This window comes from Streptomyces diacarni, from assembly GCF_003323715.1.
GTDB lineage: Bacteria > Actinomycetota > Actinomycetes > Streptomycetales > Streptomycetaceae > Streptomyces > Streptomyces diacarni.
Genome location: NZ_QOIN01000043.1, coordinates 53,698 through 66,423, shown reverse-complemented (window position 1 = coordinate 66,423; position 12,726 = coordinate 53,698). Strand labels below are relative to the sequence as shown.

At 72.3% G+C, this 12,726-nt stretch carries 10 protein-coding genes; 6 read left to right on the top strand and 4 right to left on the bottom strand.

The window, feature by feature from the left end; translation table 11 throughout:
* Positions 1-589: 589 nt before the first annotated feature.
* A complete protein-coding gene (locus tag DTL70_RS14370; protein ID WP_245979367.1) occupies positions 590-1,615 on the bottom strand; it encodes a glycoside hydrolase family 113 protein in 1,026 nt (341 codons plus the stop codon).
* 209 nt (positions 1,616-1,824) lie between these two features.
* Between DTL70_RS14370 and DTL70_RS14365 the strand changes: the two genes are divergently transcribed.
* On the top strand, positions 1,825-2,529 hold the full coding sequence (locus tag DTL70_RS14365; RefSeq protein WP_114022315.1) for a TetR/AcrR family transcriptional regulator: 705 nt from the start codon (positions 1,825-1,827) through the stop codon (positions 2,527-2,529).
* A gap of 78 nt (positions 2,530-2,607) precedes the next feature.
* On the opposite strand, the gene DTL70_RS14360 is transcribed toward DTL70_RS14365, so the two are convergent.
* The 3 genes from DTL70_RS14360 to DTL70_RS14350 are packed head-to-tail and all read right to left on the bottom strand — an operon-like array spanning position 2,608 to position 5,096.
* Entirely contained in the window at positions 2,608-3,408 is an 801-nt protein-coding gene (locus DTL70_RS14360; RefSeq protein ID WP_114022567.1) for a MerR family transcriptional regulator, read from the bottom strand.
* Complete coding sequence (locus DTL70_RS14355; RefSeq protein ID WP_114022314.1) at positions 3,401-3,940, bottom strand: VOC family protein; 540 nt, start codon at positions 3,938-3,940, stop codon at positions 3,401-3,403. Before DTL70_RS14355 ends, DTL70_RS14360 begins: the two co-directional genes overlap by 8 nt.
* Positions 3,941-3,974: 34 nt before the next feature.
* Positions 3,975-5,096, bottom strand: coding sequence for a LacI family DNA-binding transcriptional regulator (locus DTL70_RS14350; protein ID WP_114022566.1), 1,122 nt, complete (start codon positions 5,094-5,096; stop codon positions 3,975-3,977).
* An 814-nt stretch (positions 5,097-5,910) separates the two neighbouring features.
* On the opposite strand from DTL70_RS14350, the gene DTL70_RS14345 reads away from it, so the two are divergent.
* The 5 genes from DTL70_RS14345 to DTL70_RS14325 all read left to right on the top strand — a co-directional run bounded on the left by DTL70_RS14345 (position 5,911) and on the right by DTL70_RS14325 (position 12,710).
* Positions 5,911-7,191, top strand: coding sequence for an ABC transporter substrate-binding protein (locus DTL70_RS14345; protein WP_114022565.1), 1,281 nt, complete (start codon positions 5,911-5,913; stop codon positions 7,189-7,191).
* Positions 7,192-7,311: 120 nt separating this feature from the next.
* On the top strand, positions 7,312-8,238 hold the full coding sequence (locus DTL70_RS14340; RefSeq protein ID WP_114022313.1) for a carbohydrate ABC transporter permease: 927 nt from the start codon (positions 7,312-7,314) through the stop codon (positions 8,236-8,238).
* A complete protein-coding gene (locus tag DTL70_RS14335; RefSeq protein ID WP_114022312.1) occupies positions 8,238-9,194 on the top strand; it encodes a carbohydrate ABC transporter permease in 957 nt (318 codons plus the stop codon). The genes DTL70_RS14340 and DTL70_RS14335 overlap by 1 nt, the downstream gene beginning before the upstream one ends.
* A 52-nt stretch (positions 9,195-9,246) precedes the next feature.
* Positions 9,247-10,596, top strand: a complete 1,350-nt coding sequence (locus tag DTL70_RS14330; RefSeq protein ID WP_114022311.1) for a glycoside hydrolase 5 family protein — start codon at positions 9,247-9,249, stop codon at positions 10,594-10,596.
* A complete protein-coding gene (locus tag DTL70_RS14325; RefSeq protein ID WP_114022310.1) occupies positions 10,593-12,710 on the top strand; it encodes an endo-beta-N-acetylglucosaminidase in 2,118 nt (705 codons plus the stop codon). Before DTL70_RS14330 ends, DTL70_RS14325 begins: the two co-directional genes overlap by 4 nt.
* Positions 12,711-12,726: the final 16 nt, after the last annotated feature.

The window sequence follows — 12,726 nt, the reverse complement described above, 5'->3', positions numbered from 1 at the left end:
TCCTGTGGTTCCTGTGGTTCCTGCGGGGGTTCGTGTGACTCAGGCATGACGTGAGGAAGATCCGTCGGGAGCAGGTCACGCCGCGGTCCTGGACGGGTCCGCAGCGTCGTGGCCTGGCCGAAGCTGATGCTTGCGGCTCGGCACTCACACGGCAAGCGCAGGTCCCCGGGTATCCGGGGGCCCGGGCGGCGAAACGCCTGGCCCGAGCCGTTGGGGGCGGCCCGGGCCCCTGTGCGCAGGCCGGCGACGCGCCGTGCGGGAACGACGTCGACGAAGCGAGCCTCGACGACATCGGAGTCCGCGGTGGCCCTGCCGGGCGCGCCGGATGCGCCGGTACAGGCACCATCCGGTAGGACTCCCAGGCCGGGCGTCGAAGCGCTCGAACCTGCCGACCATTCCGGCTGGAGGGAGCCAGGCCGTCAGCGCGTCGGGGTCCACCAAAGCGGTCCAGACGTGCCCGACTGGCGCCCGCATCACCCGTGATGCCTGTCTGTCCGTGGCATCTCGCGACACCGGCACCGTCGTCACAGGTCCAGGTGTCGTCGATCGCGCGTCAGGTGCGGCGCTGCCGGTCCGGGCATGGGACCTGTCACCTGCGATACCGCTGGGCCACTGCCGCGAAGGCCTCCTTGGGCTCCCACTCCATGTCGGGGTAGGTGTGGCCCCGGCGTCCTTCGAGGGGTTTGACGATGCCCAGGCTTGCCCGGTCCAGATCGTCCCTGGGGTCGCCGTCGGGGCGGTGCGGATAGTCGGCGAGGGCGAACAGGAACACGAAGGCGCTGTCCACGCCCTCGGCGTCGAAGACCTCCAGTAGCTCGCTCAGGTAGGCGGCCTGGCCGGCTTCGTCGCGCTCGTACACGTCGTTCAGCCGTACCGGGACCCTGGTGTCCGGGTCGTACTCGACCACTTCCAGCACCCGCCCGCCCCTGTCTCCCGCGCCGCGGTAGGCCGCTGTGCCGAATCCGGTGAGGGCGAGCGGTTTCGGGCCGCCGGCCAGGGTGCGTACCGCGTCGCGGAAACCGTCGGCGATCTCGGCGGAGCGGATCAGCTCGAACGTCGTGAAGTCGAAGGGGGCCCAGTCGACCTGCTCGAACTGGATGGCGGCGTAGGTCACTCCGCCTCCGAAACGCTCGCGCACCGTGGCGGCGGCGTCGCGGAGGAAGGCGTTCATGCGCACGCCGAGTTCGCGCAGGGCTTCGGGCCGCCGCTCGGGTCGCCGCATGAGCTGCCCGACCCGGTCCTCCGGGCTCTCGCCGGGCAGGAACCCGCGGTTCATCACGCTCAGTTCCACCCCTGCGACGAACACGACCGTGGCGCCCTTGCGTCGGAGCCGTTCCGCCCGCTCGGCGCAGTCGCTGAAGAGCGTGAGGATGCGGTCGGGGTCCAGCTCCAGCGGGTAGGGCGAGAACCAGACCTCCAGACCGAGCTCGGCGGCGGCGTCGGCAGCCAGCTCGAGCCGGTCCGGATCGCCGCCGATGATCTGGACCGCGTCGCAGTGCAGATCGTCGCGGATGATGGCGAGTTCACGCCGGACGACCTCCGGCTCGAAGTGCTCGCGGGACATCTGGCCGTGCACGACGAGTCCGGTGTCGTAGGTCATTCCTCTTGCTCGCATCCGCTCTTCTCCCTGTCGCTTCGGGCGGGGCGAGGTCGCCGCCGCCCGGGGGTGGGTCGAGGCTGCCGCCGTCGCTCAACGGGCGAGGCTGCCGCTCCTGAACGCGTCGAGCCTGACAATAAAAGTGCGTGCACGCAAGTTTGCGCGTGCGCAGATTCGCGTGTGCGCAAGTTTGCGGGCACGCATCTGCGTGTGGAACGCTGACGCCTGTGACGACACCACCCCCAGGGCTGCGGGAGAGGAAGAAGCGAGCCACGCGGGAAGCGCTGCGTGAGGCGGCTCTGCGCCTGGCCGTGGAGCACGGGCCCGACCGAGTGCGGGTCGAGGACATCGCGGAAGCGGCCGGGGTCTCACCCCGCACCTACAACAACTACTTCGCCAGCCGCGAGCAGGCGATCGTCGCCGCCGTCACCGCGGACCGGGAGACGCGGATCGCTGCGGCGGTCGCGGCGCGGCCCGCGGGGACGCGTCTGGCCGACGCCGTCAGCGAGGCGGTGATCGAGCAGTACACGAACCCGGGTGAGCGCGAGCGCCAGGCGCTGTTGCTGATCGCCACCGGGACCGCGCTGCGCGACGCGTTCCTCGACGCCGCCGCCGGGATCGAGGCCCCTCTCACGGTGGTGGTCGCCGAACGTCTCACCGACGCCGGAGTGCAGACGGCTCGCGTCCTCGCGGCGAGCGTCGCCGCGGCGGTGCGCATCGCGCTGGAAGGCTGGCTCAGGTCGTCGGCGGGGGCTCCGGGAGTGAGTGGAGCCGACGGGGCCGCTGAGGCTGCCGGAGCCGGCGGGCCCGCGGAGAGCCTCGGGGCCGGAGGTCTGGTCGTACCCTCCGGCTCGCTGCCCGATCTGCTGCGCGCGGCGATGGCTCCCCTGGCACCCGCGTTCGACGCGGCGGAAGGCCGCGGCGGGCCGTGAGGCCGACCCGGCCCCGGCGCTCTCGCGGACGCGCGAGGACGCTCCCGCCGGACGGACTCACGGGCCGGGCCCCGCGTTCTACTCCCAGGTCGCGGTGTCCGGGTCGATGCCGTGGGCACGCGCGTCGGCGTCGATGAGGCGACGGAACCACGGGGCGAGGCCGGTGCGGATGCCGTCGTAGTGGGCGGCGAACCCCGGATCGGACTCGTACATGCGGCCGAGACAGACCTGCATCTGCCTGGTCAGCGGAAAGTAGGAGGCGAAAACCTCCCGGTGCCGCTCGACGAGTTGATGTGCCTCCGGGCTGCCGGGTGCGACGCCGGCGTCCATCGCCTCTCCGAGGGCGCGGTCGAGGCCGGCGACGTCGTCGGCGACGGCCTGCCATTCCTCCGGGCCGCGGGAGGCCGAGCGTTCGGCGTACTGCCGCCACTGCGTGGTGTCCCCGTAGCGCCGGCGGGCCTGGGCAGGCCAGTCCGGGTCCCAGCGCGGGCCGAAGAGCGCGGCCTGCTCCTCGGGGGTGAGCAGCAGGCCGCGCTCGTGGGCGTCGATCATCCGCTCCAGTCCGGCGCTGAGCCGCTGGAGGCGTTCGATCCGTTCGGCGACCTGGGTGCGCTGCGCGCGCAGCGCACCGGGCACGTCCGCCGAGTCGTCCAGCACGGCCCGGATCCGGTCCAGGCCGAGACCGATCTCGCGGTAGACGACGATGCGGTGGAGGCGTTCCAGATCGGCGGCGGTGTAGAGCCGGTACCCGGCGGCCGTGCGCAGCGAGGGCCGTGCCAGGCCGATCTCGTCCCAGTGGTGCAGCGCGCGGACCGTCACGTCCAGGCGCGCCGAGACCTGACCGACGGTCAGGCCGTCGACGTCGGTGGTATCAGGCATGCCGGTCATTGTCGCCGCGACCGGTGCCCCCCGGTGGCTCGATCCCGACGGCTGCGAGGTTGCGGGCCTCCTGGCTGGACGGGTCGAAGGGCTTCGCCGCGGTGAAGACGATCCGTGCGTTCTCCGGTGTGGTCACCACGACGTCGCGGGTGTTCCAGGGGGTGTCGCGCGGGCCTTCCACCGAGTCCCGGCGCAACGCACGACAGGCCTCGACGACGGTGTCGACCTGGCCGAGCACGCACGCGAAACTCAGGCTCGGTCCCGCCGGCTGTCCAGGGACGCCCGTCGCCGGGATGAGGAGGACGTCCTGGAACGCCCACCGGCGCAGATGCACGACCTCCCCGGGGATGCTGAACAGATCAACGAAGCCGAGTCCACGGGTCCAGAAGTCCGTCGACGCCGCCAAGTCGTCCGTGGGGATCGTCGCGAAGGCGGGCATGCCGTAGATGCCGCGGAACGGCTCCGGAGGAACGGCGTCCGGTCCTGGCGTGGGTACGGGGCTCATCTCGAACGCGTCGTAGTGGTCGCTCATGGACCTCACTCTTCGGCCTCACGCGGCGTGAGGGTCAAGCCGAGTCCGGAGCCGAGTCCGAGTCAGGGCCCGAGCTGGCGCCCGCGACCCTGTCGGAGGAGACGCGGCCGGGCCGGGGCGGGACGGGCCGGCTCTTCGGTGCCGCGGTGCTCTCCCGCACCAGCAGTTCGGGCAGCGGCACCCCGACGGTGCGGGAGGGCGAGCCGTCCAGGAGGCGGGCCAGCTCCTGCGCGGCGCCGCGCCCGAAGGCGACCGGGTCGCGGGCCAGCGCGGTCAGCCACGGGTGCACCATGCGGCAGAGCACCGAGTCCTCCCAGGAGACGATGGACAGGTCACCCGGGACCGACAGACCCCGCTCGGCCGCGGCGGCCACGCCCGCGGCGGCCATCACGTCGTTGTCGTAGATGACGGCGGTCGGCGGCGCGTCCTCGTCGAGCAGCCGCCGGGTCATCGCCGCGCCCTCGGCATCCGAGTAGTCGGTCGTCAGGGACCTGGCACGCGGCAGGCCACGCCGTCCGGCCTCGGCCCGCAACGAGGCGATCCGGCGTTCGGTGTGCGCCAGCCCGGCAAGCCCCGCGACGTGGACGATGTCGCGGTGCCCCAACGCGTGCAGGTGGGAGACGACCGACGTCATGGCTCCCGCGTCGTCGGCGGAGACGGCGGAGAGCCGGGGCCGGGTCTCGGTGCCGCCGATGGCGACGGCGGGCAGCCCGAGCGACTCCAGGACCCCGGGCCGCGGATCCGCCGAGCGCGGGTCGACCAACAGCACACCGTCGACGCGGTGCTCGGCCCACCAGTGGCGGTACATCGCGCACTCGGCCGTCACGTCCTCCACGACCTGGAAGAGCAGGCCGAGCCTGCGCTGTGCGAGTACCTGCTGGACGCCGGAGATGAGCTGGAGGAAGAACGACTCGACCCCGAGCATGCGCGCGGGGCGTGCCAGCACCAGGCCGATGGTGGCAGCGCCCTCACCGGACAGCGCCCGGGCGGCCGTGCTGGGCCGCCAACCGACCTGCTCGGCCACCCGGCGCACTCGTGCGCGGGTGGTTTCCGACACCCCCGGGCGGCCGTTGAGGGCGAACGAGACGGCGCTCTCGGACACGCCGGACCGCCGGGCGATGTCCTTGATGGTCGGGCGACGCCGCTGCGCCGGCACCTCCAAGGCGCCGGCCGCTCGCGCCGCTTCCGGCGCTTCGCCCGTGCTGCTCGGCCCAACCCCGCTCGGCCCAACCCCGCTCGGCCCAACCCCGCTCGGGCCGCGCTCGCTCGGGCTGCTCTCGGGTTCGGCCTCCCGCGTACGGTCCGCCGCTGCCGCCGTCTCGTCCGCGCTGTCCGCCTCGACGGCTCCTTCCGTGTGCACCGCGTCCACGGAATCCACGTCAGCCCGCCCCTCGTCTCGCCTCGTCCCGGTTCCCCGACCGCCCCGGTTGTCCCGGCAGCCTTCCTGCGGCGGCGTCCGTGGTCCCGGCGGCTTGCGGTGGCAATCCTGGCAGCAATCGCCCACTGCCCGCAGCTCGCCGCCGACGCCCTGCTGTTCGCGGCCCGACCGCCACCGGGGACCAGCCGCCGCGCACCCCAGGCGGGAGCCCGGGACCGGCCGCCGCCCGGGCCCACCGCACACCGCTCCCGCCACGCACCCGGGGTCGGTCGGCCCCCGGCGGACGGCAACCCGAGGCCCCGGCTAAACCGCTTAAGCAGTCACAAGCTAAAGCGCATTAGCTCCCGGACGCAAGAGCCGCCCAGGGCCCCGGCACGGGTACCGGTAAGACGAAGGACGCTTTTCCGGGGAGCTATTGACTTTCCCGGCGCGGCAATGCAGCTTATTCCCCGGCACCGCCGCCTGACATCGATGTCAGCGCCGTCCCGCCGGGAGCCCCTGTCCGCTCGTTCGCCGGACGGCGGCCGCTCCGCGGCGTGTTCCCGTCCTGCTCGAAGGAGAGCTGTTCGTCGTGCGCAAGTCCCGCGAAGCCGTGCGCAGTTCCCGCGCGGCCGCCCTCGCCCTCGTGGGGGCCCTCGCCCTCTCCGCCTGCACCGTGGGGACACAGAACGTGGACACCACGAGCGCCGAGGGCGAGGTGCGCGGGACGATCACTTTCCAGACCTGGAGCCTGCGGGCCGCCTATCGGGGCTACTTCGAGAAGCTGATCGACAAGTTCGAGAAGAAGTACCCGGGCACGCACGTGAAGTGGGTCGACCAGCCCGCGGAGGGCTACGCGGACAAGATCAGCGCGGATGCCGCCGGCGGCACCCTGCCCGACGTCGTGAACGTCTCACCCGATCTCGCCGCCCCGCTGGCGAAGGCCCACCTGGCGCTCGATCTCGACAGCGCGGCCCCGCAGTACCGGGACGAGTACCTGCCGGCTGCGTGGAAGAGCACGAAGATACCGGGCATGAAGGGCACCTACGCCTTCCCCTGGTACCTCAACACCGGGCCGCTCTTCTACAACAAGCGTCTCTTCGACAAGGCAGGCCTCGACCCGGACGATCCGCCGCGGACCTACGACGAACTCTTCGACGCCGCGCTGACGATGGCCGAGCGCAGCGGCGGGAAGATCGCGACGTTGGCCAACGTGCCCACCATCGAGGACTTCGGGCGCTACGGCGTGCGGGTGATGAACTCCTCGGGCACCGCCTTCACCTTCGACGAGCCCAAGGGCGTCGAACTGCTGAAGCGCTACAGGAAGCTCTACCGGGCCGGGGCCCTGGACTCGCAGGCGTTCACCTCCACGCCCGAGCAGGCAGGGCGGAAGTTCATGCAGCAGTCCGTGGCGATGAACCCCGGCAGCGCCCTGGACCTGGACAAGTTCAAGAAGGACGCACCGAGTCTCTACGAGCACATCGGTATCACCGACGCGCCGAACAACACCGGGCACCCCAACATGTACGTGCAGGGCCTGATGGTCAACGCGGCGGGTGACAACAAGGCCACGTCCGTCGCCTTCGCGCACTTCGTGACCAACGCCGAGAACCAGATGGCGTTCGCCCACGAGACCACCGTCTTCCCCAGCACCAAGGGCGCGCTGGACGGGGATTTCTTCACCGAGCAGGACGGCACGGACAAGACGCGGGTGCGTGTCGCCTCCGCCAAGTCGCTGGAGAAGGCCGTCAACTACACCCCGGTGCTGTTGAGCGACGACATGAAGACGGTGCTGCAGAACGCCGTCACCCGGGCGCTGCGCGGTGACGAGTCGCCCGAGAAGGCGCTGCGCCGCGCCGCGGAGGAATGCAACCGCCTGCTGCAACTCGGCTGAGGCGCGGGACCAGGCCGCACGGCGGCGGGGCGTGGGACCGCGCCGCCGCAGCGCACAGGCGTGGGCCGGACGCGACGAGTCGAGCCGATCGAAGGACCAGGAAAAGGACCAGGAACCGGAATGACGTCAGCCACCACCGCACCACCCGGGACAGCGCCCAAGCCGGCGCCCCGGCGCGTGCGCAGACACCTGCCCGCCAGCCCGTGGCTGTTCCTCGCGCCCGGTCTGCTGGCCGTCACCGCCTTCAGCCTCGCCCCCTTCCTCCTGACCGTGGGCAACTCCTTCACCGACAACCGGACGCTGGTGCCGGGCTCCTTCGTGGGGCTCGCCAACTTCCGCCGGCTCCTGCACGACGAGATGTTCTGGACGGGGCTCGGCAACAGCTGCCTGTACGTGCTGGTGACCGTGCCGCTGCTGGTGCTGCTGCCGCTGCTGCTCGCGATGCTCGTGAGGCGGCACATTCCCGGTATCGCCTTCTTCCGGGCGGCCTTCTACACACCCGTCGTCGCCTCCGTGGTGGTCGTGGGCCTGATCTGGTCCTGGATGCTGGACGACCGCGGGCTGGTCAACGGCATCCTCGAAGCGCTGGGCGCGAGCCCGGTGGGTTTCCTCAGCGACTCGACGCTGATCCTGCTGAGCGCGATGCTGCTGACGGTCTGGAAGGGCCTCGGCTACTACATGATCATTTACCTGGCGGTGCTGAACAACGTGCCCAGGGAGCTCCACGAGGCCGCCGCCGTCGACGGGGCGGGGCCCGTGCGCCGCTTCCTCAGCGTCACCGTCCCCGCCCTGCGCAGCACCATGGTGCTGGTCGGCGCGCTCTCCTCGGTCAGCGCCTTCAAGGTCTTCTCCGAGGTCTACCTCCTCGCGGGGGAGAACGGCGGCCCCGCGGGAGAGGACACCACGCTGGTGCAGCTCGTCCAGCAGGTCGGTACCGGACTCAACGGACGCGTGGGATACGCCTCGGCGCTCTCCGTCGTCGTCTTCGTCATCACGCTCGGCCTGATGCTGCTGGTGCTGCGGGCCAACCGGAAGGAGGACGCGTAATGGGAGCCGCCACCGCGCATCCGGCGCCGCGCACCGGACCGGACACCGAGCAGGCGGGCCGCGAAGGCGCGCGCCGCTCAGGGAGCCCGGGTCCCCGCCGGCTCCGCGGGCCGGCGGGGGAGGACGGCAGACGGCCCCCCGGGTGGCAGACCGCGCTGCGCTACCTGCTGCTGCTGGTCGTGTTCGCCGTCATGGTCGGCCCCTTCCTGTGGCAGCTGTCCACCTCGCTCAAGGGGCCGGGCGAGGACATCTACAGCTACCCGCCCAAGCTGCTGCCCTCGGATGCCACCCTCGACAACTACGCGGGCGTCGCCGAGATCATCCCGGTGTGGGACTACGCGCTCAACTCCCTCGCGGTGGCCGTCGGCAGCGTGGCGACCAACCTCGTCGGCGCGTCCCTGGCGGGCTACGCGCTCGCCCGGCTCCGCTTCCGCGGACGCGGGGTCGCCGTGGTCGTCTTCGTGATGGCGATGCTCGTCCCGCTCGAGAGCATCATCATCGCCCAGTTCACCATGGCGCGGGCGCTCCACCTCAACAACACCCTGCTCGGGGTGCTGCTGCCCGGCGCCGTCGGTGCCATGAACGTGCTGCTGATGCGCAACGCGTTCTCCCACCTGCCGTTCGAGGTGGAGGAAGCCGCCCTCGTGGACGGCGCCAACGTCTGGCAGCGGTTCGTGCGGATCGCGCTGCCCTCCGTCAAGGGCACGCTGGCCGTCGTGGCGATCTTCGCCTTCATGGCCGCATGGGACGACTTCCTGTGGCCCCTGATCGTGCTCAGCGACCCCGCCAACTTCACCCTCACCGTGGGCCTCAACTACCTGCACGGCACCTTCGCCGACGACCAGCGGCTCGTGGCGGCCGGCACCATCATCGCCGTACTGCCGCTGATCGTGATGTTCGCCTGTCTCCAGCGCTACTTCTTCCGCGGCGTCGGTGAGGGCGCCGTCAAGGGCTGAGACACCGCACCGCGACAACGCCGCCCCCTACCCCCGGGAACACCACCACACGATGACGCACACGTCCGCCCCCACGCCCTCGGCCGCTCCGCGCTTCGGAGTCAACTACACCCCCTCCCGCGACTGGTTCCACCACTGGCTCGACTTCGACCTGGACGCGGTGCGCACCGACCTCGACGCCATCGCCTCCCTCGGCCTCGACCACATCCGCGTCTTCCCCCTGTGGCCGCTCTTCCAGCCCAACCGGGCCCTCGTGCGGCCCCGCGCCGTCGAGCAGTTGGTGCGGCTCGTCGACGCCGCCGGTGAACGCGGCCTCGACGTCAACGTGGACGGGTTGCAGGGCCACCTGTCCAGCTTCGACTTCCTGCCCGCCTGGACCGGGACCTGGCACCGCCGCAACCTCTTCACCGACCCGGACGTCGTCGAGGGCGAGGCCACCTACCTGCGCACTCTCGCCGCCGCCCTCGCCGACCGGCCCCACTTCCTCGGCATGACGGTGGGCAACGAGATCAACCAGTTCTCCGGCGACCCGCACCCCGACCCCGACCGCATCACCCAGGACCAGGCCGAACGCTGGCTGCGGCGCATGCTGGAGGCCTGCCGCGAGGGCGCCCCCGACAAGTGGCACCTGCACGCCGAGTACGACGCGGCCTGGTACCTGGACGGGCACCCCTTCACCCCCGCGCACGCCGCCCGCCTCGGCGCCGCGACAGCCGTCCACTCCTGGGTCTTCAACGGCACCGCGCAGCGGCACGGCCACGCGGGGACCGCCACCGAACACCACGCCGCCTACCTGATCGAACTGTCCAAGGCGTGGGCCGACGAGCCGCACAGGCCTGTGTGGCTCCAGGAGGTGGGCGCACCCGCACCGCACGTCCCCGCCGAGCACGCCGCCGCCTTCACCCGGGCGACCGTCGAGGCGGCACTCGACTGCGAAGACGTGTGGGGCGTCACCTGGTGGTGCTCCCACGACGTCTCCCGCGGTCTCGCCGACTTCCCGGAACTCGAGTACTCCCTCGGCCTGTTCACCGAGGACCAGCAGCCCAAGCCCGCGGCCCGCGCGCTGGCCGACGCCGTACGGGAGTACCGGGTGGCCGCGCGAGCGCCCGCACCGCGCACCACGGCCCTCGTGCTCGACGCGCATCCCGAAGGTCCTGAGGGGAAGCATCCCGGGGGGCCACGAGTCAGCGGCGACGCGGACGGCGCCCGGCCCGGCAGGTCCGTGTGCGCACCCGGCGGCGCTTTCTTCGAGGCGTTCGCGCGGCTGACCGCCGCGGGGGTGCGCCCTGCCGTGGTGCTGGCCGAACGGTCCCGCGACACCGCACACCTGGCCGCCCGCGGCATCACCGACCTGGTCACCGTCGAGCAGGCCGCCGCACGGACCACCGAGGAGCAGACATGAGGCGCCGCACCGTCTTGGGCTCGGCCACGACGGCCGCCGCCGCCCTCCTCGGTCCGCTCACCGTGCCCGCCTCCGCGCGTGCCGCCGCCCGTGCCTCCGGCGCGGGCAGTGGAGCCGGACAGCCCTACGCCTCCTACTGGTTCCCCGACACGCTCCCCTCGGGCTCGCCCGGCGAGGGCGTCGTGTGGCGGAGCCTGAAGGACTGGCGTCCCGAGGAGGACGCGGACCTGCCCTTCAACAGGGCTTCGGTCCCCCTGGCCCGGCGCTTCACACCCGTCGCCGCCAACACCTCGGCGAGGCCGGGGCAGGCTCGTATCAGCGCCCTGGTCGCCTTCGACCACACAGCGGGCAATCCGGCGCAGGGCGGCGGCAGCGCCGACTACTACGCCCTCACCCAGTGGGCGTACCTGGACGAGCTGGTCTTCTGGGGAGGCTCGGCGGGGGAGGGGCTGATCCTCGCGCCCAACGCCCCGGTCGTGGACGCCGCGCACCGCAACGGCGTGCCCGTCCTCGGCACCGTCTTCCTGCCGCCTGTCGGCCACGGCGGAACGCTGCGCTGGACCCGCGACCTCGTGCAGCGGGACGCCTCGGGCGGCTACCCGCTGGCGGACCGGCTGGCCCAGGTGGCCGTGGCCCACGGCTTCGACGGCTGGTTCGTCAACGCCGAGACCGAGGGCGGCGACGCCGCACTCGCCGGGCACATGCACGGCTTCCTGCGCCGGATGCGAACCCTGTGCGACGCCCACGGCCTGCGGCTGACCTGGTACGACGCGCTCACCCGCACAGGCGAGGTGGGCTGGCAGGGCGCGCTGAACGAGACCAACCGCGACTTCTTCCACGACGCGCGGGGCAAGGTCAGCGACGCGATGTTCCTCGACTTCAGGTGGACCCCGGACAGCCTCGCCTCCTCCGGCCGGTTCGCCGAAGACCTCGGCCGCGACCGCTACGCGCTCCAGGCGGGCGTCGACGTCGAGCAGGAGGGCTGGAACACCGACGTCGACTGGGACGCCCTCGTCCCCACCGACAAGCCCCACACCGTCAGCTACGGCTTCTACCGGCCCGAATGGACCCTCACCCACCTCGGGGAGAAGGAACGCACACCCGAGCGCTTCCACGCCGCCGACGACAGGTTCTGGACCGGCACCTCACTCGACCCCACCCAGGCCTGGCATCCGGGCGGTGGCTGGCGGGCACCGGCGGCCGTGGTCGCCGACCGCTCCACCATCGACGCCGTCCCCTTCGCCACCACCTTCAACACCGGTCACGGACTGCGGTGGTACGAGGAGGGCCGGGCGACCTCCGACGCGCAGTGGAACCACCTCGGGCTGCAGGACAGGCTGCCCGCCCGGCGCTGGGCGCTGACCACCACAGGCACCCGGCCGCAGGTCTCCTTCGACTTCGCCGACGCCTGGCACGGCGGCAGCAGCCTGCTGGTCGCGGGCCGGCTCGACGCACCCGTGACGATCGAGCTGTACTCCACCCGGCTGCCCGCCGGCCCGCACACCACCGTCTCGCTCACCCACCGCGCCGCGGAAGGCTCGGCGGGCGTCAGCGTCGAACTGGCCGTCGCCCTCGCGGAACCCGACCGCCCCGGCGCGCCTGTGCCCTTCATCTACCTGCCCGCGGGCACCGCCAGGCCCGACGCCGCCGGCTGGGTCACCGCGACCGTACGCCTCGGTCCCCACCTGCCCGTATCCGGCACACGCACCGTCAGGACGCTGGGCGTACGCATCACCCCCGTCGACGGGCCACCCGGCGGCACAGCGCCCGCGACCAGCTGGCGGCTGGGCGCTCTCGCCGTGCGCGACGGGCACCAGGCGCCTGACGCGCCGCCCCGCGCGCTGCGCGTCACCGACGCGGCACCGGACGGCGACGGCACCACCGCGCTGCGCCTGGCCTGGCAGCCCGCCCCGGGGCGGGTACGCCACTACGCGCTGCACCGCGTGCTGCCCGACGGCACCCGGCGCTTCCTCGGCGCCACCTGCCAGCACGCCTTCTTCGTACCCGGGCTCCGCCCCGAACAGGACGAGAAGACCGCCCGCTTCACCCTGCACACCGTCGGGGAGCTGTACACCCACTCGTCCTCCTCCGCCTCCACCAGCCACCCTTGGTAAGCCCGACCGGAAACCC